General features: G+C 50.5%; 19 protein-coding genes and 1 pseudogene. 7 read left to right on the top strand and 13 right to left on the bottom strand.

Annotated elements, in window-relative coordinates; genetic code table 11:
- Nucleotides 1–4: 4 nt before the first annotated feature.
- The 6 genes from Q9I99_RS01285 to Q9I99_RS01260 form a co-directional block, all read right to left on the bottom strand.
- Nucleotides 5–364 (bottom strand): hypothetical protein, encoded by a 360-nt coding sequence (locus Q9I99_RS01285; RefSeq protein ID WP_301667316.1) that lies wholly within the window; start codon nucleotides 362–364, stop codon nucleotides 5–7.
- Nucleotides 365–534: 170 nt separating this feature from the next.
- Nucleotides 535–1176 carry an arylesterase gene (locus Q9I99_RS01280; protein ID WP_301667314.1) on the bottom strand — a complete coding sequence of 214 codons (642 nt, stop codon included), beginning with the start codon at nucleotides 1174–1176 and terminating at the stop codon, nucleotides 535–537.
- Nucleotides 1166–1717, bottom strand: a complete 552-nt coding sequence (locus tag Q9I99_RS01275; protein WP_301667313.1) for a DNA-3-methyladenine glycosylase I — start codon at nucleotides 1715–1717, stop codon at nucleotides 1166–1168. The genes Q9I99_RS01280 and Q9I99_RS01275 overlap by 11 nt, the downstream gene beginning before the upstream one ends.
- 3 nt (nucleotides 1718–1720) lie before the next feature.
- A complete protein-coding gene (locus Q9I99_RS01270) occupies nucleotides 1721–2239 on the bottom strand; it encodes a PqiC family protein (RefSeq protein ID WP_301667312.1) in 519 nt (172 codons plus the stop codon).
- On the bottom strand, nucleotides 2239–3900 hold the full coding sequence (gene pqiB, locus Q9I99_RS01265) for an intermembrane transport protein PqiB (protein WP_301667311.1): 1662 nt from the start codon (nucleotides 3898–3900) through the stop codon (nucleotides 2239–2241). Before pqiB ends, Q9I99_RS01270 begins: the two co-directional genes overlap by 1 nt.
- On the bottom strand, nucleotides 3893–5227 hold the full coding sequence (locus Q9I99_RS01260; protein WP_301667310.1) for a paraquat-inducible protein A: 1335 nt from the start codon (nucleotides 5225–5227) through the stop codon (nucleotides 3893–3895). The genes pqiB and Q9I99_RS01260 overlap by 8 nt, the downstream gene beginning before the upstream one ends.
- 310 nt (nucleotides 5228–5537) lie before the next feature.
- On the opposite strand from Q9I99_RS01260, the gene Q9I99_RS01255 reads away from it, so the two are divergent.
- Together Q9I99_RS01255 and Q9I99_RS01250 are read left to right on the top strand one after the other, a co-directional pair.
- Nucleotides 5538–6167: a biliverdin-producing heme oxygenase gene (locus Q9I99_RS01255; RefSeq protein WP_301667309.1), complete on the top strand. Its 630-nt coding sequence runs from the start codon at nucleotides 5538–5540 to the stop codon at nucleotides 6165–6167.
- Nucleotides 6168–6340: 173 nt separating this feature from the next.
- Nucleotides 6341–8818, top strand: a complete 2478-nt coding sequence (locus tag Q9I99_RS01250) for a TonB-dependent hemoglobin/transferrin/lactoferrin family receptor (protein ID WP_301667308.1) — start codon at nucleotides 6341–6343, stop codon at nucleotides 8816–8818.
- A gap of 207 nt (nucleotides 8819–9025) precedes the next feature.
- Here Q9I99_RS01250 and Q9I99_RS01245 read toward each other — a convergent pair whose 3' ends face one another.
- Together Q9I99_RS01245 and trhP are read right to left on the bottom strand one after the other, a co-directional pair.
- Nucleotides 9026–9538 carry an excinuclease gene (locus tag Q9I99_RS01245; RefSeq protein WP_439652318.1) on the bottom strand — a complete coding sequence of 171 codons (513 nt, stop codon included), beginning with the start codon at nucleotides 9536–9538 and terminating at the stop codon, nucleotides 9026–9028.
- Between the two features lie 96 nt (nucleotides 9539–9634).
- Complete coding sequence (gene trhP, locus Q9I99_RS01240; protein ID WP_301667307.1) at nucleotides 9635–10990, bottom strand: prephenate-dependent tRNA uridine(34) hydroxylase TrhP; 1356 nt, start codon at nucleotides 10988–10990, stop codon at nucleotides 9635–9637.
- Nucleotides 10991–11313: 323 nt separating this feature from the next.
- Here trhP and Q9I99_RS01235 point away from each other — a divergent pair, with 323 nt between their 5' ends.
- Nucleotides 11314–12102, top strand: a complete 789-nt coding sequence (locus Q9I99_RS01235) for a Cof-type HAD-IIB family hydrolase (protein WP_301667306.1) — start codon at nucleotides 11314–11316, stop codon at nucleotides 12100–12102.
- 45 nt (nucleotides 12103–12147) lie between these two features.
- On the opposite strand, the gene Q9I99_RS01230 is transcribed toward Q9I99_RS01235, so the two are convergent.
- The gene (locus Q9I99_RS01230) at nucleotides 12148–12747 is read right to left on the bottom strand and encodes an adenine phosphoribosyltransferase (RefSeq protein WP_301667305.1); all 600 of its coding nucleotides are present in this window, start codon (nucleotides 12745–12747) and stop codon (nucleotides 12148–12150) included.
- A 127-nt stretch (nucleotides 12748–12874) separates the two neighbouring features.
- Here Q9I99_RS01230 and gmk point away from each other — a divergent pair, with 127 nt between their 5' ends.
- The 3 genes from gmk (at nucleotide 12875) to Q9I99_RS01215 (ending at nucleotide 16006) form a co-directional block, all read left to right on the top strand.
- Nucleotides 12875–13492, top strand: coding sequence for a guanylate kinase (gene gmk / locus Q9I99_RS01225; RefSeq protein WP_002242918.1), 618 nt, complete (start codon nucleotides 12875–12877; stop codon nucleotides 13490–13492).
- Nucleotides 13493–13550: 58 nt separating this feature from the next.
- A complete protein-coding gene (gene rpoZ / locus Q9I99_RS01220) occupies nucleotides 13551–13757 on the top strand; it encodes a DNA-directed RNA polymerase subunit omega (protein ID WP_002212665.1) in 207 nt (68 codons plus the stop codon).
- 92 nt (nucleotides 13758–13849) lie between these two features.
- Nucleotides 13850–16006: a RelA/SpoT family protein gene (locus tag Q9I99_RS01215; RefSeq protein ID WP_301667298.1), complete on the top strand. Its 2157-nt coding sequence runs from the start codon at nucleotides 13850–13852 to the stop codon at nucleotides 16004–16006.
- Between the two features lie 68 nt (nucleotides 16007–16074).
- On the opposite strand, the pseudogene Q9I99_RS01210 reads toward Q9I99_RS01215, so the two are convergent.
- The 4 genes and pseudogenes from Q9I99_RS01210 to coaBC form a co-directional block, all read right to left on the bottom strand.
- Nucleotides 16075–16182 (bottom strand): annotated as a pseudogene (locus tag Q9I99_RS01210) (hemagglutinin repeat-containing protein); the annotation flags it as partial.
- 125 nt (nucleotides 16183–16307) lie between these two features.
- The gene (locus Q9I99_RS01205; RefSeq protein ID WP_301667450.1) at nucleotides 16308–16784 is read right to left on the bottom strand and encodes an SMI1/KNR4 family protein; all 477 of its coding nucleotides are present in this window, start codon (nucleotides 16782–16784) and stop codon (nucleotides 16308–16310) included.
- Nucleotides 16785–16786: 2 nt separating this feature from the next.
- Entirely contained in the window at nucleotides 16787–17017 is a 231-nt protein-coding gene (locus tag Q9I99_RS01200; RefSeq protein WP_301667296.1) for an HNH endonuclease, read from the bottom strand.
- Nucleotides 17001–18209 (bottom strand): bifunctional phosphopantothenoylcysteine decarboxylase/phosphopantothenate--cysteine ligase CoaBC, encoded by a 1209-nt coding sequence (gene coaBC, locus Q9I99_RS01195; RefSeq protein ID WP_301667295.1) that lies wholly within the window; start codon nucleotides 18207–18209, stop codon nucleotides 17001–17003. Before coaBC ends, Q9I99_RS01200 begins: the two co-directional genes overlap by 17 nt.
- An 84-nt stretch (nucleotides 18210–18293) precedes the next feature.
- On the opposite strand from coaBC, the gene Q9I99_RS01190 reads away from it, so the two are divergent.
- Nucleotides 18294–18425 (top strand): hypothetical protein, encoded by a 132-nt coding sequence (locus Q9I99_RS01190; protein ID WP_301667294.1) that lies wholly within the window; start codon nucleotides 18294–18296, stop codon nucleotides 18423–18425.
- The last annotated feature ends 154 nt before the right edge of the window (nucleotides 18426–18579 follow it).

The raw sequence follows: 18579 nt of genomic DNA, 5'->3' as shown, positions 1-18579 counted from the left end.
GCCATCAGGCAGAATTTTTAGACATCGGATGATTCGGGCAAGGGTAGCACAAAAGACGGGATAATGGCGGACAACGCGCCAGAATGCAGCAGGTCAGGACAAGCAGCACCACAAGCGGCAGCGATAAGGGAAAGCCGCCGACCAAAACCATGAAACCTGCAGGCACCAGCCAAGCCAAGGGATGCGCCGGAAGCGGAAAAACAATATTGAGCAGAACCAAAATCACGACAAACAGCGGCAGCCCCGCCATCAGGTTGGCACGCCTGTATGTTGCGTACGGGTCGGATGCTTCTTCAGGTTCGCAATATTCCATGATTTCAGCCTGTCCGGGCTTTATCCACAGCAGGTTCGGACGGTCGGTCATGCCGTCTGAACCGGCAGACCGTCTTTTTCAAAAAAAGCCATAGCGCTGCAACTTCATGCGGCTGTATGGCATAGGTTTTGCACTTCAGACGGCATATGCGTCCCGAAGCAGTTTGGTGTTCCAGTCGGTTCATGATTATATAAACAACTTGGGTGCGGATAAACCTTTGTTTATCTGAACCCCTGTTTTCTCAAAAATTGATTCAAATCTTCGGCAAATTTCCGATAGCCTTTGCCGTTGGCGTGGATTTGGTCGGATTTCAGATTATTATCGCTCAAAATTTCCGCCCACGCGCCGCCGAACAGGGGAATGCCGTATGCCTCGGACAGGTCTTCGTAAAGCGGATGATCGCTCAAATGCCCGAACAACGCGCCCAAGGTAATGTGCGGCACGCCGACGAGGACGGCGGGGATGTTTTCCTTTTGCACGGTTTCGATGATTTTCGCGATATTGGCGCGGGTCTGCTCCTCGGGAACTTTGCGCAGAAAGTCGTTGCCGCCTATGCCGATAATCACAAGCTTGGGTTTGCGTGCCAACAGCGCGGGCAGGCGGTCGAGGGCTTGTGCGGACGTGTCGCCCGATACGCCGCCGTTGACGATGTTCCAACCTGTCAGTTTTTGCAGTTGCGCGGGGTAGGATTTGCCGGGGTTTGCGCCGTAGCCGAAGGTGAGCGAATCGCCCAAGGCAAGCACAGTGCTTCCTTCGGGAATTTTGGCGTGGGTTCGGGCGGATTTTCTGCCGCAGGCGGTAAGAAGCAACGCGCCTGCGCCGAGGAGGAAGGTTCTTCTGTTCATTGGTTTTTCAGACGGCATCGAGCCATTTCGGGTGGTATTTCAGGGTTTCACGGTAAACCGGACAGCTTTCGGCGTGCGCGCCTTTGAGGTGGCCGGTACTCATCAGAAATTCACCGACGATTTCGCCGCCGACAAATTTGAAATGTTTTTTAAAGAGTTTGACCCATTCGTCTTTGCTTCGCGGATGGTGCGCGTCGAGCCAGTTCTTGAACGAGCCGTGTTCTTGTTGCAATGCTTGGATTTGCCGTGCATTGAAAATGGCGGCATCGATTTTCAGACGGTTGCGGACGATGCCCGCGTCGGCAAGCAGGCGTTCGCGGTCGGTGTCGTCGAAGGCGGCAACCGTATCGATGTCGAACCCTTCAAATGCCGTCTGAAACGCCTGCCGCTTCTTCAACATCAGTGTCCAGCTCAATCCTGCCTGATTGATTTCCAACACCAGCCGTTCAAACAATTCATTGTCGTCCTCAAGCGGAAAACCGTATTGCGTGTCGTGGTAATGTTTGTTCGGGTTATCGGTGTTTTCGGGAAGTGAGGCGGCAAATTCGCAATAGTTCACGGTTTACTCGATCATCTGTTGCGCCGCCTGTTTCAGTCCCTGTTCGAGTGCGGCGGTCATGGCGGAGTAGCCGTCACCCTGCTGTTCGGTTTCGATATGGAAGGGTCTGTTCGTACCGTCGGGTAGGACGGCGTAGCCGCTGATGAGGGTTTTGCCCGTGTAGCTGCCTTGGAATGCGTCGATATAGACCGTCCATTTTTCGGTACTGCCGCTGCGTGAGGCAGGAACAAAGATGTGTGCGCTGTCCAAACGGTTGAATGCATTGCTCAACGCCGCTTCGAGCATATCGTCCAAGGTGCCTGCCCAAACGTGGTTTTGTGCGGTGTTGAGGCGGTAGGGGTCGGTTTGATAGACCAGTCCGCCGCGTTTGAGCGGTTCGGCAAGACGGACTTCGACGGCGGTTTCGCCGCCTTGCGTTGCAGGACGGATGTAGCGGCTGTCGGGCAACACGAAATATTGTGTGCTTTGCACAGTACCGCAGGCGGCAAGTGTCAGGGCGGCGGCAATCGGGAATAGGCGCATTATCGGCTTCCTTTCGGGATAGGGTCTTTGCTGCTGCTGTTGAAAATCAGCGCGTTGGGTTTTTCTTTCAAAGTGTTAATGACGGGTTGAACGTCTTTTAAGGTTTTGTCCAAACTTTGCAGCGTATTTTGTACGTCGCCGTAAACGGGCGATTGCGGCGATACGCCTTGCAGGGTTATGCGCAACTCTTTCAGGGTTTGGTTCAGCTCGTTCGGAATGTTTTGCGTCTGCGGTTTTCCGACCAGTTTGTCGATGGAGCTTAGGGCGGCATTGGCGGCTTTTAGTGTGGATTTGAGCTCGGCAAGTGAGCCGTTCAATTCGGTAACCGTCTTATCCAAAGGCAGTTTGCCGAATTTGTCCAGCAAATCCGCCAATTTGGCCTGCAAGTCGTCCAAACCGCCGCCCCGTGTGGCGATGACGGTATCGCCTGCATAAACGGTATGCGGTCGCAGCTTGGGCGAGGCGGAAGGCTGATCGTTCAACTCAATCATTTTGCTGCCGGTCAGTAGGTTGTTGCTGGAGATGGTGGCGGTCAGGCCTTTGTTTAAGGCCGTCTGAAATTGTTGTTTCCAATGTTCTTTGCTTTGCTCGTCGGCATTGATTTCCAAACGGGAAGGCTCAATGCGGATGCGTACGGGTATCCAGCCGTTTTCAAACAAATGCAGGCTGTCGTTTCGGTCAAAATAGGGAACGTCGGAAACCACGCCCACATTCAGTCCTTTATATTCCACGGGCGAACCGACGGTCAGGCCGCGCACGGATTGTTTGAAAAACGCAGTGTAATACAGCGAGCGGTCGTCAGGCAGGTTGGAGACTTCGCTGCGGCTGTCGTAAAGCGTGAAGCTGTCTTCGCTTTTGACGTTTTTACTGTTTTTGGTTTTCGGCGAATCAAATGAAATCGCGCCCGACAGCAGGGCAGGCAGAGGGGCAGAATTGAGTGTGATGCCGCTGCCTGTGGTTTCGATATTGATGCCGCTTTCCAGCCAAAAACGGCTGGCGGAATGAATCAGTTTGTCGTTGGGGCTTTGGATGAAGATGGTGTAATGCACGCTTTGGTCGGCGGGGTCGAAATGCGCGCTTTCGATTTGCCCGACCACAAAGTTTTCATACAAAACAGGGCTGTTGACGTTGAGGATGCGGTCGTTTTTGCCGATCAAATTCAGGCGCAGCCCGCTTTGCCCGATGGCGGTAACGGGCGGAATGTCCTGCACTTGGAACACGTCTTTTGTCTCGTCGCTTTTGCCGGGTGTAAAGGCGATGTACGAACCCGAAAGCAGCGTACCCAAACCGGTTACGCCGCTTTGGTCGATACGCGGCTTGACCACCCAAAACTGTGTGTCGCTGCGGATGAGGCCGGATACGTCCGCATTGAGTTGGGCGGTTACTTCCACGCCTTTCTGGTCGTCGCGCAGTTTGATTCGGGTAACGCGTCCGACATCGATGCTCAATACCTTAATGACCGTATTGTTGACCTCAATGCCTTCCGCGCTGTCCATCAAGAGCGTAACCACAGGCCCCCTGTTGCGGATTTCCTTAACCCACAGCCAGCCGCCGGCAATCAGCGCGATTAGGGGAACCAGCCAGACGGCGGAGAGGAAGGTATTGTTTTTGCGGACGCGTGCTTGGGCGTGTCCGTTTGGAGGAGGGCTGTTGTCAGTCATATTTTTCCGTTTCGTTGAAAGCAATGCCGTCTGAAGCGCGTTTGTCCCAAAGCAGGCGCGGGTCGAAATAATAGGCGGACAGCATCGTCAGAATCACGACCAGGCAGAAATAGACTGCCGCACTGCCCGGAATGACGCGCGCGGCATAAGTGTGGAACGAACACATCAAAATAATAATCACAAAAATATCAATCATCGACCAGCGGCCGACCGCTTCGGTGATGCGGTAGAGGTGCGACAATTTCTTTGCACCCGTCGGCAAAGCGAACCGTGCCGCCGCAATCAAAACCGCCATCGCCGCAATCTTCAGCACCGGCACCAAAATACTCGCGCTGAAAATAACCGCCGCAATCAGCCTGTCGCCCTCGTCCCACATATAAGCGATGCCGCTAAGGATGGTGTTGGCCTCCGTGGCGGCAGGATTGGACGAAATCATAATCGGCAGGATATTGGCAGGAAAATACAAAATAACCGCCGCCGTCAGAAACGCCGACGAAATACTCAGACTTTTCGGCCGTCGGCGGTACAGTTCCGCACCGCACACGCCGCAGGGGGATTTGGCACTGTCGCGGAAATACAGGCAGCGGCTGCAACAGGTGTTGCCTTCCGATGCCGTCTGAACCGCATTATCCCCCGTCAGCCGCCCGATTTGGAAATACACCCAATGCTGGGGAACCGATACCGAAGTCCGAATCAGCATAACCGACAGCGCGAACATCAGGTAAAACGCTGGACCGAACTTCACCTCCGCCACAGCCGAAAGCTTGATATACGCCACCAAAGTGGAAATAAAAAACACATCCGCCATCATCGCCTGCCTCAAGCGCACCATCACACGCGTTGCCAAACGCAGCGCAGGATACGCCTGTTTCCGTATCAGCGCGGCATAGACATACAGGCACAGCAGCAGAAACAGAACCGGCGCGCCGAAGGTCAGCACAAACATCACTTCGGCCAAAAAACCATAATCCTGAAACACCATCAGGCGTATCATCTCGGGCAGCGAAAGGACGGATGCCGCACCCGGTATCCCGACCTCGATATACGTCATACTGTAAGCAAACGCCATCAAAATCAGCGAAGCCGCCGCATAGGCGGGCGGGCCGGAAAAAGGGTGGCTGCCCACCCTGAAGAGCTTATAGCCGCAGCGCGGGCAGAACGCCGCCTCCCCCCTGTCCAAACGGGGCACATCCGCGCGGCAGCCACATTCCGGGCAATCTACCGTATGCGGCGGCAGGGCTTCGTCGCGGCAGCTGCCGCGAAGGCTGTGGGGGATATTTTCGGCAAACGGCTTCATCGGGAAAGTAGCAAATATAAGTGGCGGCATTATAAAGGAAAAAAGGCGATACACCTAATCAGGATGCAAAACCGGCAGGTTCGGCAGTATGAACAAACCCTTGGTGTCCGGCAAAAATATTTTTTGAGCGGCTGCCCCTCCGGCCGGCAAGCCTATTTGATAAAACCCCGATTTTGTAAATAATCGTAAAATACCCGCTTAAAAATATAACGCAAATGATATTTTTTCCAAAAATATGTGATAATAAATTTCGTTTATGATTCTTTATTATTTTTGTATGCGGGCAAGTGCGGATTTTGCCCGCCCCGCATCCTTATCCCTTACCGACAAAGGAAAACTTATGAGCGAAACCGAAAATCAAGCCCTGACGTTTGCCAAACGCCTGAAGGCGGATACCACGGCGGTTCACGACAGCGTGGATAACCTCGTTATGTCCGTCGAACCGTTTGTCAGCAAAGAAAACTACATCAAATTTTTGAAACTCCAATCCGTTTTCCACAAAGCCGTCAACCACATCTATAAAGATGCCGAATTGAACAAGGCCATTCCCGAGTTGGAATATATGGCGCGATACGATGCCGTAACGCAAGACCTCGCAGATTTGGGCGACAAACCTTACGAATACGGCAAACCGCTGCCACACGAAACCGGCAACAAAGCAATCGGCTGGCTTTATTGCGCCGAAGGATCCAATTTGGGCGCGGCGTTTTTGTTCAAACACGCGCAAAAACTCGATTACAACGGCGAACACGGCGCACGCCACCTCGCTCCCCATCCGAACGGTCGCGGCAAACACTGGCGCGCCTTCGTCGAGCATCTGAACGCTTTGAACCTGACTCCCGAAGCGGAAGCGGAAGCCATCCAAGGCGCGCGCGAAGCCTTTGCATTCTACAAAGTCGTGTTGCGCGAAACCTTCGGCTTGGCAGCCGATGCCGAAGCTCCCGAAGGTATGATGCCGCACAGGCACTAAAAAATAATCGAATCAAATAAACAAGGTCTCGGCATAGCTGTTTGCAGGGACCTTTAATTACACGGCGCGGTTTTGTTTGCACGGATTACTGTCTTATTAAATATTAATGATTATCAGAAAATCTATTATGCGCTAACCGAGGATGAACAATCCATACATCTTGAGTTGATAATATGAAACCATTACAAATGCTCCCTATCGCCGCGCTGGTCGGCAGTATTTTCGGCAATCCAGTCTTGGCAGCGGATGAAGCTGCAACTGAAACCACACCCGTTAAGGCAGAGGTAAAAGCAGTGCGCGTTAAAGGTAGGCACAATGCATCTACCACTGTGGAACGAGTAAAGGCTAAAACCATTCAAGAGCAAATGATTCGGGATACACGCGATTTGGTGCGTTATTCATCAGATGTCGGTGTATCCGATGATGGCCGCCGTATGAAAGGCTTTGCCATGCGCGGGGTAGAAGACAACCGTGTCGGTATCAGTATCGACGGTGTGGCATTGCCCAGTTCGGAAGAAAATTCACTTTATGCACGTTACGGCAACTTCAATAATTCCCGTTTAAGTATCGATACCGAGTTGGTTAAGGGTGTGGATATTACGAAAGGTGCGGATTCATTTGAAAGCGGCAGCGGTTCTTTAGGTGGTAATGTGAACTACCGCACGCTTGATGCACGGGATATTGTTTTGCCGGAACAAAATTTCGGCGCACTTCTACGCAGCGGTTACGCAAGTAAAAACAGAGAGTGGGCGAATACCGCAGGTTTCGGCTATGCGGGCAATGTTTTTGATGCCGTGGTTTTGTATTCCCGCCGACACGGGCATGAAATGAAAAGCGGGGGGGGGGATGTCGTTGATCTTGTAGGGTTTGGTGAATTGGATAAGCAGGATCAGGCAGAGCGCGGCTCTGCACGCATTCATCCAGATCCGTCCAAACACAATAACCACAGTTATTTGGTGAAATTAGGCTGGCAACCGGCCGACTCTCACCGCTTCGGTTTTTCTGTTAATGGACAAAATAACAGCAATTACACTTATGAAAAAACTTACTCTCTGACAAGTTATTGGCGGGAGGCGGATGATATACAGAAACGCACCAATATCAACCTGAACCACGAGTGGACTCCCGACTCTTCCATCCTTGCTTTGCTGCGCACGGACTTGGATTATCAGAAGACCCGCAATGGGGCGATAAACTATAAAGGTGATATGGTTCGTACCGGAGACTGGCGCACAGGTTATCAGTATCACAACGGCTTTATGGCTGATAGAGACGAGCGGAATATGGATACCAAATACAAGCGTTTATCCTTCCGTTTGGACAGCCAGCCTTTTTCACTGTGGAAAGGGGAGCACAGATTATCGTTTAAGACTTTTGCCAGTCGTCGCGACTTTGAAAATGTAAATGATGATTTGGATTTTAATTCAACAGGCGATATAACCGGACGTAAACATTACACCATTATACGTCCGATGAAGACGGATCAAATCGGTTTTTCATTGCAGGATAAAATCGCTTTAGGCGACAAGTTATCTGTAAATGCAGGCGTGCGCTACGACCATGAGAAGGTAAAACCGCAGGCTTTCAAGCCGGATACGCCTTGTCTGAGTACCTGTGTTAATGACGGCAATCCGGCCGCAAGAAGTTTTAATACATGGAACGGCGTTTTAGGTTTGGACTACCGCTTGAACGACACTTGGCGTGCTGCTTACCAAATCAATACGGGGCATCGCGTGCCGACAGCATCGGAAATGTATTTTACTTATACCAGCGTGTATGGCCACTGGATAGCGAATCCGTCGCTGAAAGCCGAACGCAGCCTGAATCAAACATTGTCGCTGCATGGTAAAAACGACAAGGGGTCTTTGGATTTCAGCCTGTATCAAACCCGTTACCGTAATTTCCTGTTTGAAGAAGAACATACCTTCCAAGTTCCCAATCCATTTGCTGGTGATTGGTATGCTTGTTATACGGATCCGACCTATTGCGGTGCTACACTTACCCAAATCGGTCAGCAAATGGTCAATGTCGATAAAGCAAGGGTGAGGGGAATTGAATTTAAAGGCGAGATAAACCTGCATCAAGTAATGCCCGTGCCGGAAGGTTTCAAATTATCCGGCGCATTGGGTTACAGCAAAGGCAAATTGTCCGGCGATCGCGGCAGTTTGTTGTCCATCCAGCCGCTGAAGTTGGTGCTTGGATTGGATTATGAATCTCCAGACGAGCGCTGGGGTATTTTCTCCCGTGTCAGCTATATGGGCAGGAAAAAAGCCAAAGATGCCCAAGTAATTGAACAAAAGAGCTATTGCACAAGCTATAAGCTCGATCCTTGGACAGGTGAGGAAACAGATGATTGTGCTGTTGCCTTGCAGTATCGTGACGATAAAATCGACTTCCGTTGGTTGAATAAAGCGGCAACTGTTGTGGATGTATTCGGCTACTACAAACCGGCAAAACGTATGACTTTGCGGGCGGGCGTTTATAATCTGTTTAACCGGAAATACCATACTTGGGACAGCTTGCGCGGCATCAATCCGAGATCGACTATTAACTCTTTAAGCGTATCGAATACTAAATCAGCAAATCAGGGTCTGGAACGCTACTACGCCCCCGGCCGCAACTATGCCGTATCGCTGGAATGGAAGTTTTAATCTGGTATTATTGAATTAATCGTCTTGTTGAAAATTAAAGCCGTCCGAATTGTGTTCAAGAACTCATTCGGACGGTTTTTTACCGTAAATCTGTGTGATGGGGTTTTATATTGATACAGTATCCGAACTCGGGCAGGGGGTAATGTTGCAGGATTAAAAATGCCGTCTGAAAAATGTTTCAGACGGCATTTTTTGGTTGCCGATATGTTAACGGACGACATTGGCGCGCATGACCACGCGGACGTGGAACGAGCCTGCCTGACAGTCGTATTGCCCGCCTTGCAGCGGCTGCTTGTCGAAGTAGCTGTGGAAGCCGGTAACACTGCGCCCGCCGAGTTTGCCTGCGGTCTGCTGGAATTTGCGGGCGGCATTGATTAGGGCGCGTTCGCAGGCCTCGGAGTCGGATTTGCCTACGCCGTTTGCCGCCTGACGGGTAACCAAGCCCTGACCGTTTGCAACCGGTACGCCGCCGCCGCCGAAGCTGACGGGAATCCCGGATTCCAATACGCCGGCCGCGGTGGCCGCATTTATTGCCGCCTGACCGTTGCTGCAACGGTAAATGATGTTTTTGCCGCCTCCTGCGGTGTCGCCCCGGATAACTTTGCATGATTCTCCGGCCTGTGTGCCGGCGGATGCCATGTGCGCGTTTTTAGGTGCGCGGCCGGATTGGCAGGCTGCCAGCATCAGGGCGGCGGCGGAGAGTATGAGGATTTTTTTCATGTCGGATGTCCTTGTTTGCTGTGGGAAATCATTAGCATTGTACCGTAAGATTCAACAAAATGCCGTCTGAAAACGGGTTTCAGACGGCATTGTGGCTCAGGGGTTCAACACGCGTGCGATGAGGGCTTTTTCTTTGCCTTGCATATTCGGGATTTTGACCTGAATACCGTTGCCCGGGGCAACATCGACAGGCTGACCTTTGCGAGTCATTTGTTCCAATTTGATGGTTTGGTTGCCGCTCGGGTGGATGATTTCGAGTGAATCGCCGACGGCGAAGCGGTTTTTAACTTCCACCGTTGCCCAACCTTCAGCGTCGATTTCGGTAACGTGGCCGACATATTGGCTTTGTTTGGCGGTGGAATGGCCGCTGAGGTAGTTTTGATAGTCTTGGGTTTGGTGGCGTTCGAGGAAGCCGCTGGTGTAGCCCCGGTTGGCGAGGCCTTCGAGTTCGCTCAACAGGCTGTAATCGAACGGACGGCCTGCGACGGCATCGTCAATCGCTTTGCGGTAGGATTGGGCGACGCGGGCGACGTAGTAGAGCGACTTGGTGCGGCCTTCGACTTTGAGGCTGTCCACACCGATTTTGGCGAGTTTTTCAACGACTTCGATACCGCGAAGGTCTTTGGAGTTCATGATGTAGGTGCCGTGTTCGTCTTCCATAATCGGCATCATTTCGCCCGGGCGGTTGGACTCTTCAATCAGGAAAACTTTGTCGGCGTAGGGATGGCGTTTTTGACCGTTGATGCCTTCAAAGTTTTGGTTGGCTTCTTCTTGGGCTTTTTCAAAGTTGAAACCTTGCAGAAGTTGGGCATCGCCCGCATCGCTTTCCGTGGCGTTGTGGACTTTGTAGTCCCAACGGCAGGAGTTGGTGCAGGTGCCTTGGTTGGGGTCGCGGTGGTTGAAATAGCCGGACAACAGGCAACGTCCTGAATAAGCGATGCACAATGCGCCGTGAATGAAGACTTCGAGTTCAATGTCGGGGCATTCTTGGCGGATTTCGGCGATTTCTTCCATGCTTAATTCGCGCGACAGGATGATGCGTTCGACACCGATGTTTTGCCAGAATTTTACGCCCCAGTAGTTGGTAGTGTTCGCCTGTACGGACAGGTGGATCGGCATCTCCGGCCATTTTTCGCGCACGGTCATAATCAAACCCGGATCCGCCATAATCAGCGCGTCGGGTTTCATCGCAATCAAGGGCTCCATATCGGAAACAAAGGTTCTGAGTTTGGAGTTGTGCGGCAGCGTGTTGACGGTCAAAAAGAATTTTTTGTTGCGCTCGTGCGCTTCTTTAATGCCTTGTTCTAAAACATCAAGTTTGGCAAATTCGTTGTTGCGGGCGCGCAGGGAGTAACGCGGGCTGCCGGCATAAACGGCATCTGCGCCGTAATCGTAGGCGGCGCGCATTCTTTCCAAGCCGCCGGCAGGCAATAAGAGTTCGGGTGCTTTCATCGTGTTTCCTTTTCGGTTGAAACCCCGCCCTTTAGGGCGGCAGGATCAGACTTTATTTGGAGGGGCGTAACCCTTTCCGAATCAGGGCAACACATAGGGCGACGCTTTATGTGTCGTCCTGTGTGTTGAAACATGATTTGTGTGCTTTGTAAAAATGTTTCAGACGGCATTGCTGCAAATGCCGTCTGAAGGGTGTTTGAAGATGGGCGGATTATCCGCCTTTTCGTGTTCGCGGTCAATTTTGCCGGGAAATTTATAAGGATTTATCAAGTATTTGCCTGCTTGGGATACAATGCGGCAGTTTGAATGCGAGAGAGAATGTGATGAATCCTAAAATCGTGTTTTTCGATATTGACGATACGCTGTACCGAAAATATACAGATACCTTGCGCCCTTCCGTGAAAACGGCGGTGGCGGCTTTGCGCGGCAAAGGTATATTGACGGCGTTGGCAACGGGGCGGTCTTTGGCGACGATTCCTGAAAAGGTCAGGGACATGATGGCGGAAATGGGTATGGATGCCGTGGTAACGATAAACGGACAGTTTGCGCTGCTGCACGGAAAAACTGTGCGCGAAGTACCGATGGATGCCGGTTTGATGGGCAGGGTTTGCGCGTATTTGGATGGCTTGGGCATGGATTATGCATTTGTCGGCGGAGAGGGGATTGCCGTGTCCGCACTGTCGGAATGCGTGTGCCGCGCCTTAAAGCATATCGCCAGCGATTTTTTTGCCGATAAGGATTATTTCTCAAGCAAACCGGTGTATCAGATGCTGGTGTTTGCGGAGGAAAACGAAATGCCGCTTTGGTCGGATATTGTGGAACGGGAAGGCTTGAAAACGGTGCGCTGGCACGAGGAAGCGGTCGATCTGCTGCCTGAGGGAATGTCGAAAACGGACGGCATCAGAAGCGTGGTTGAGGCATTGGGATGGAAAATGGCGGACGTGATGGCGTTCGGCGACGGTTTGAACGATGTGGAAATGCTGTCTGAAGTCGGGTTCGGCGTGGCAATGGGCAACGGGGAACAGGCAGCGAAAGAAGCGGCGAAATATGTTTGCCCCGGCGTTGATGAAGACGGTGTGTTGAGGGGCTTGCAAGATTTGGGTGTGATTTGAACGCATAACAACAACCCTGCCGGTTTCAGACGGCAGGGTCGGTTTTCAGCCCTTCATACAGCCTTCGTTTTGAAGCAGGGTAAATAAGGGCGCGCCGCTTGCACGGATATTCTTGCCGCCTTGAAGGTCGGTAAATTCCAAAATGGCAGCGGCTTCGACAATTTCTCCGCCGAGTTTGCGGAGCAGCTCCAGTCCGGCAAGCATCGTGCCGCCCGTGGCAACCAAATCATCGACCAGCAGCACGCGCGAACCGGGTTTGACGGCATCGGTGTGGATTTCCACCGCAGCTTCCCCGTATTCGAGCGCGTAGCTTTGTGATACGGTTTCAAAAGGCAGCTTGCCTTTTTTGCGGATGGGGACGAAACCGACGTTGAGCTGGTAGGCGAGTGCCGCGCCGATAATGAAGCCGCGCGCGTCCAAACCGGCAACGATGTCGATTTTCTGATCCATATAGCGGTAAACCAATAAATCAACCAAAAGGCGGAAGTATTCCGCACTTTGCAGGACGGGCGTGATGTCGTGGAATAAGATGCCTTTTTGCGGCCAGTTTTCGATTTTGCGGATTTTGTCGGCAAGCGCGCCGACACTCATAGCTTCGGGATGAACCAGCATTGTGTGTTCCATGTTTGATGTTTTTAACGCCATATTGTAGCCGTCAGCCTGCCGCTTGCCAAATCAATCAAAACAATAGCGGCAAAATATGGGCATCGGCAAATAGGAAACCGAGTGTCCGTTGTGATACAATCGGCTGGAAAATATACAGGTAAAAAATATGTCCGCTTATCGAAAAGGCAACATCTTTATCATTTCGGCCGCTTCCGGCACGGGCAAAACCACGCTGGTGTCGCGGCTGTTGGCAAACCATAACGGTTTGCGCGTTTCCGTGTCGCACACGACGCGCCCGCCGCGTGAAGGCGAAGCAAACGGCGTACATTATCACTTTGTTTCCAAAGAAGAGTTTGAGTCGCTTATCGCGCAGGAAGCTTTTTTGGAATACGCGGACGTGTTCGGCAACTATTACGGCACAAGCGCGGAGGGCGTGAATGCGTTGGCGGCGGCAGGCTATGACGTGATTTTGGAAATCGATGTTCAGGGCGCGGCTCAGGTTCGCGACGCGCTGCCCGAAGCCGTCGGCATCTTTATCCTGCCGCCTTCTTTCGACGTACTTGCCGCGCGCCTCAACGGACGCGGGACGGACAGTCGGGAAGTTATCCAAAGGAGGCTGTCGAAGGCAAGGCATGAAATCGAACAGTCCGTATTGTTCGACTTTGTCGTGGTCAATGACGACTTGGCGCGTGCGGAGGAGGATTTGCTCCATATCGTGAATGCCTGCCGTCTGAAAAGGTCGCGGCAACTGGGATTTATTGCAGATTTGTTGGAAAATTCCTAAAAAACCGCGAAAATACTCGGTTTCCCAATTTAAATATTTTTGAAAGAAAGCAAATAATATGGCACGTATTACCACCGAAGACTGTACCGGAAAAATTTCCAACCATTTTGACCTGACATTGGTAGCGGCCCGCCGCGCCCGCCAGCTTGAGAACGGCAACACGCCGCTTGTGGACGATGTCCGCAATAACAAACCGACCGTTACCGCCTTAAGGGAAATCGCTGCCGGGCATATCGGTACGGAACTGCTGACGCGCAATAAATAAATTCTGCCGGAAACGCACGTCGGCACATTCTGCCGCCGTGCAGTCCGACGGTTTGAAACGAAAAATCAAATATGTTCCGAAAGCCGTCTGAAATGCCTGTCCCACAACCCACCGCACCTTACGACTATTTAACTGCCGAAGCACGTACCCTGCTTTTCCGTACCGCTTCCTATCTCAAGCCTGAAGAACAGGTTGAGCTCGAGAAGGCTGTTGCCTATGCATTTCACGCTCATGACGGACAAACCCGGAAAAGTGGCGAACCATACATTACGCATCCGATTGCCGTTGCGACGCAGCTCGCCCTGTGGCATATGGACATACAGGGCCTTTGTGCAGGCGTGATGCACGACGTATTGGAAGATACGGGCGTAACAAAAGGGGAAATGGCGGCGGTGTTCGGCAATACGGTTGCCGAGATGGTGGACGGGCTGTCCAAACTCGAAAAACTCAAATTTGAAGATCATGCAGAGCATCAGGCGGAGAGTTTCCGCAAACTGATTTTGGCAATGACCAAAGATGTGCGCGTGATTGTCGTCAAGCTTGCCGACCGCCTGCACAATATGCGGACGCTCGGTTCGATGCGTCCGGACAAGCGTCGCCGGATTGCAAGGGAAACCCTCGAAATCTACGCGCAGATTGCCAACCGCATAGGTCTGAATAATGCGTATCGGGAGCTTCAGGATTTATCGTTCCAAAATCTTCATCCCAACCGCTACGAGACTTTAAAAAAAGCAATGGACAAGAGCCGGAAGAACCGGCAGGACGTTGTCGGCAAAGTCTTGCGCGCATTCGGTCAGCGGCTGGTAGGCGCGAATATAGAGGCCAAAATCAAAGGCAGGGAAAAAAACCTGTACGGCATCCATCAGAAAATGATGGCGAAAAAGCTGCGCTTTGCCGAGGTTATGGATATTTACGGTTTCCGCGTCATTGTCAACAGCATTCCCGCCTGTTATGCCGCACTCGGCGCATTGCATACCCTCTATCAGCCCAAGCCCGGGAGGTTCAAAGACTACATCGCCATTCCGAAAAGCAACGGTTATCAAAGCCTGCATACCACTTTGGTCGGTCCTTACGGCTTGCCGATTGAAGTTCAGATACGCACGCGGGAAATGGATGCCGTGGCGGAAGGAGGTATCGCCGGCCATTGGAGCTATAAATCAGATTCCCAAACGGTCGATCAGGCGGTGCTGCACACCAATCAATGGTTGAAAAACATTTTAGACTTACAGGCAAGCAGCGCCAATGCCATTGAGTTTCTCGAACACGTTAAAGTCGATTTGTTCCCGAACGAAATCTACATCCTTACCCCGAAAGGAAAAATTCTAACTTTGCCCAAGGGGGCAACGCCTGTCGATTTTGCTTATGCGGTACATACCGACATCGGGCATAAAACCGTTGCCGCGCGTGTCAATAACGTGATGATGCCGCTGCGTACGAAGCTCAAAACCGGTGATTCCGTCGAAATCATCACATCCGAACACGCCAAACCCAATCCCGCGTGGTTGAATTTTGCCGTATCCGGCAGGGCGCGCAGTGCTATACGCCAATATATTAAAAACCTTAACCGGCACGATGCGGTCGTTTTGGGAGAGAGCCTTTTACAAAAAGCCCTGTCCAGTTTGCTGCCCAAAGATGTCCTGCTTTCAGACGGCATCAAAGAAAAGTATTTGAAAGACCTTAACGACAAGCAGACATCGTTTGAAGAAGTGTTATACAACGTAGGGATGGGGCATACCCTGCCGGTTTATGTCGCCATGCACATTGCCGAGTTGGCAGGGGAGCATTTCGGCAGCGAGGTCAAGCTCAGCTCCATTAAAGTCGATGGTCAGGAAAGCGGACATATTCATTTTGCAGAGTGCTGCCACCCTGTTCCCGGCGATTCCATCCGTTTGTTGTTGGTTAAGGGAAAAGGCATGATTATCCATAGGGATACCTGCCCGACGTTGTTGAAGTCCGATCCCGAACAGCAGCTGGATGCAGACTGGGAAAATATGAATGGGCAGAACTACCGTGTCGGGCTTCAAGTCCAATCGGAAGACAGCCACGGCCTGTTGGCATTAATGGCGCAAGCGATTTCCGATTCCGGTGCGGACATCGAGTCGGTCGAAACACCGTCTAAATCCCAGTCGGGAACGGAAGGTTTTGTCGAATTTAAATTCTTATTGAAAGTCAAGAATCTGGATCAGTTGAATCAGATTATTCAAAATCTGCACAGCATCCCATATATCCGCAAAGTCATCAGAAGTTGAAGCAGGTAAAACGGGTTATCTTTTGATTAACAGGCAATCCGTTTTATGGTTTATCCGTTCAATTGCTTATCTGCCTGTATGCTTTTGACGATAAGCTGCGCACCTTTGAGGGTGGTATCCCCGCCGCTTCGGATAATCGTTTTGCCGGCCGTGCTGCTGATATGGGTGTGGCGGTAAGCTGCTTTTGTACGTGCGTTTCTCACGCATCCTACTTGTTGAGTTTAGGTTTCATATGGACTACGGCTTGCTGATTTCAGACGATCTTTTTAATTTAGCTGGGTTTTCAACTCAACCTACACACTTAATCTGAAAGTTCATATAGCATATCCAAAAAGGCATCAAAACTATCTGCAATATGGCTAGTTACCATTTTCGTATCCCCATTCTCATCTTCATAAAAATCATCATGATACATTAGAATGATACATGGATTTTCATTGCATTTTCTGTAATCAAAACAGATATAATCACCATTAGCTGAAATCCCAAAAGCAATCACTTTTTTTGCATACCCATATTCATCATCAATACATGAATAGCTATAAATATCTTCATAGCCTAAATTTTGCTTATACCCTAAAAATGAAATGTCCCTTTCATCATTTGCACCGTAGTGATTGACAAAATTGAAAATATTTTCTTTAGGGTATAAATGATCATGTTTGCTAAGAAGCGATACATATGAAACAGGAAAAACAACCCCTATATCTTCAGCAAATTGTTGAATTGTTCTTATTGGAACCAATCCCTCATCTGATGATATTGATAGTTTTTCCATGTTCACTGATCTTTCTTTAACGATTTTTGACCGGTATGCCTAACAGCTTTATAAATACTATTAGGAATTAACTGCATATTATTAGGAGAGCTTTGTGCATTATGATGCCATGTATAACTAGGAATTTTTTCATTTCCTGCTTTAATCTTCATTAGTTGTTCATTAGTAAATTGATTTTTGGACACTTGTTCACGTTCAATAGTTTTCCATAAATCTTTAGTAGCTGCCTTCATCTGTCCCGAATTTGTTCAAATATACGGCAAGCCTTTCAACAATTCGCATTGCCGCTTCATCTTTACTTGTTTCGGGAAAAGACAGTTCCCCGTCGTCCCCGATAATGGTAATCCGGTTGGTCGGTTTGCCCATCGCGATTGAAACATCATTGGCAACTATCACCGGTATTTTTTTCTTAATACGTTTTTCCCGCGCATATGCCAATACATTCTCCGTTTCAGCGGCAAAACCGATGCAGAACGGCGGGTTCGGCAATGAGGCAATGGAAGCCAAAATATCAGGGTTCTCATCCAATTCGATGGATAACGGTTTGGCATTTTTATCTTTTTTGAATTTTTGCGTACTCCTGTTTTTAACCTTATAGTCTGAGACGGCGGCAACAGAAATAAAAGCATCTTGTTTTTCAATCAAACGATGCACTGCGCGATGCATATCTTCGGCACTGACGGCTTGAACCGTATCGGATATGCCGAAAGGCAGTTCGGTTTGAAGTTGCCCGTAAATCAGGCTGACTTCCGCACCGGCGGCACGGCACGCCCGCGCCAAAGCCACGCCCATTTTCCCGCTGGAAATATTTGTGATGCCCCTGACAGGGTCAATGGCTTCAAATGTCGCACCTGCGGTAATCAAGATTTTCTTGCCCTTTAAAATTTTCGGTGTCCACAAGTCCGGAAGTAAATCCAGCAATTCGACAGGTTCCGGCATCCTTCCCATACCATTTTCCCCGCAAGCCTGTTCGCCCGATCCCGGCATATAGACAGTAATGCCGTCTGAAACCAGTTGTGCGATATTCCGTTGGTTGGCAGGGTTGAGCCACATTTCCACATTCATCGCGGGCGCAACAGCAAGAGGACATTTGCTCGCCGCCGCCAAGTTCGTCAACAGATTGTCCGCAATCCCGCAGCAAATTTTCGCCAAAGTATTCATACTTGCAGGAGCAATCAGAAAAACATCCGCATTCCGGGTTAAGTTGATATGTTCCATACCGTTTGACCCGTTGCCACCGTGCGTGTCGGTTAGCACAGGATTGCCGCTTAAAGCCTGAAAAGTTAAAGGAGAGACAAACTCGGTTGCCGAGCGGCTCATAACCACCGTAACCGAATGCCCCTGTTTTTTCAGCAGCCGCACCAACTCGCAAGACTTATACGCTGCAATACTGCCTGTTACACCTAAAAGAATATGTTTGCCCATTTTGACAATTTCTAAATTACGAAGAAAAACAGCAGCCATTCTATAACAAAGTACGGATACATTAGTTACCGTTTTGGATACAAAATGCCGTCTGAAGCCCCAAGTTTCAGACGGCATATTCACAAAGGCGCACCAGCCAGAGGAGGGGAGGAAGGGATTATTGGAGGCGGCGCAGCATTTGGCAAAAATAAAAAACCTTATCCGACAGAGATATGACAACATTTCCCGAAAAAAATTCCGCTGAAAGTATTGACCGTATACGTCTTCAAGCGTATAGTTCGCGTCTTCGCTGCTGACGAAGCGTCGGTAACGAAGCAGTTCAAACGCTCTTTAACAAAACAGATTACCGATAAGTGTGAGTGCCTTGAGC

It is taken from the genome of Neisseria basseii, from assembly GCF_962707005.1.
Lineage (GTDB): Bacteria > Pseudomonadota > Gammaproteobacteria > Burkholderiales > Neisseriaceae > Neisseria > Neisseria bergeri.
The sequence above is the reverse complement of the archived record's forward strand: the minus strand, read 5'-3'. Positions and strand labels throughout refer to the sequence as shown.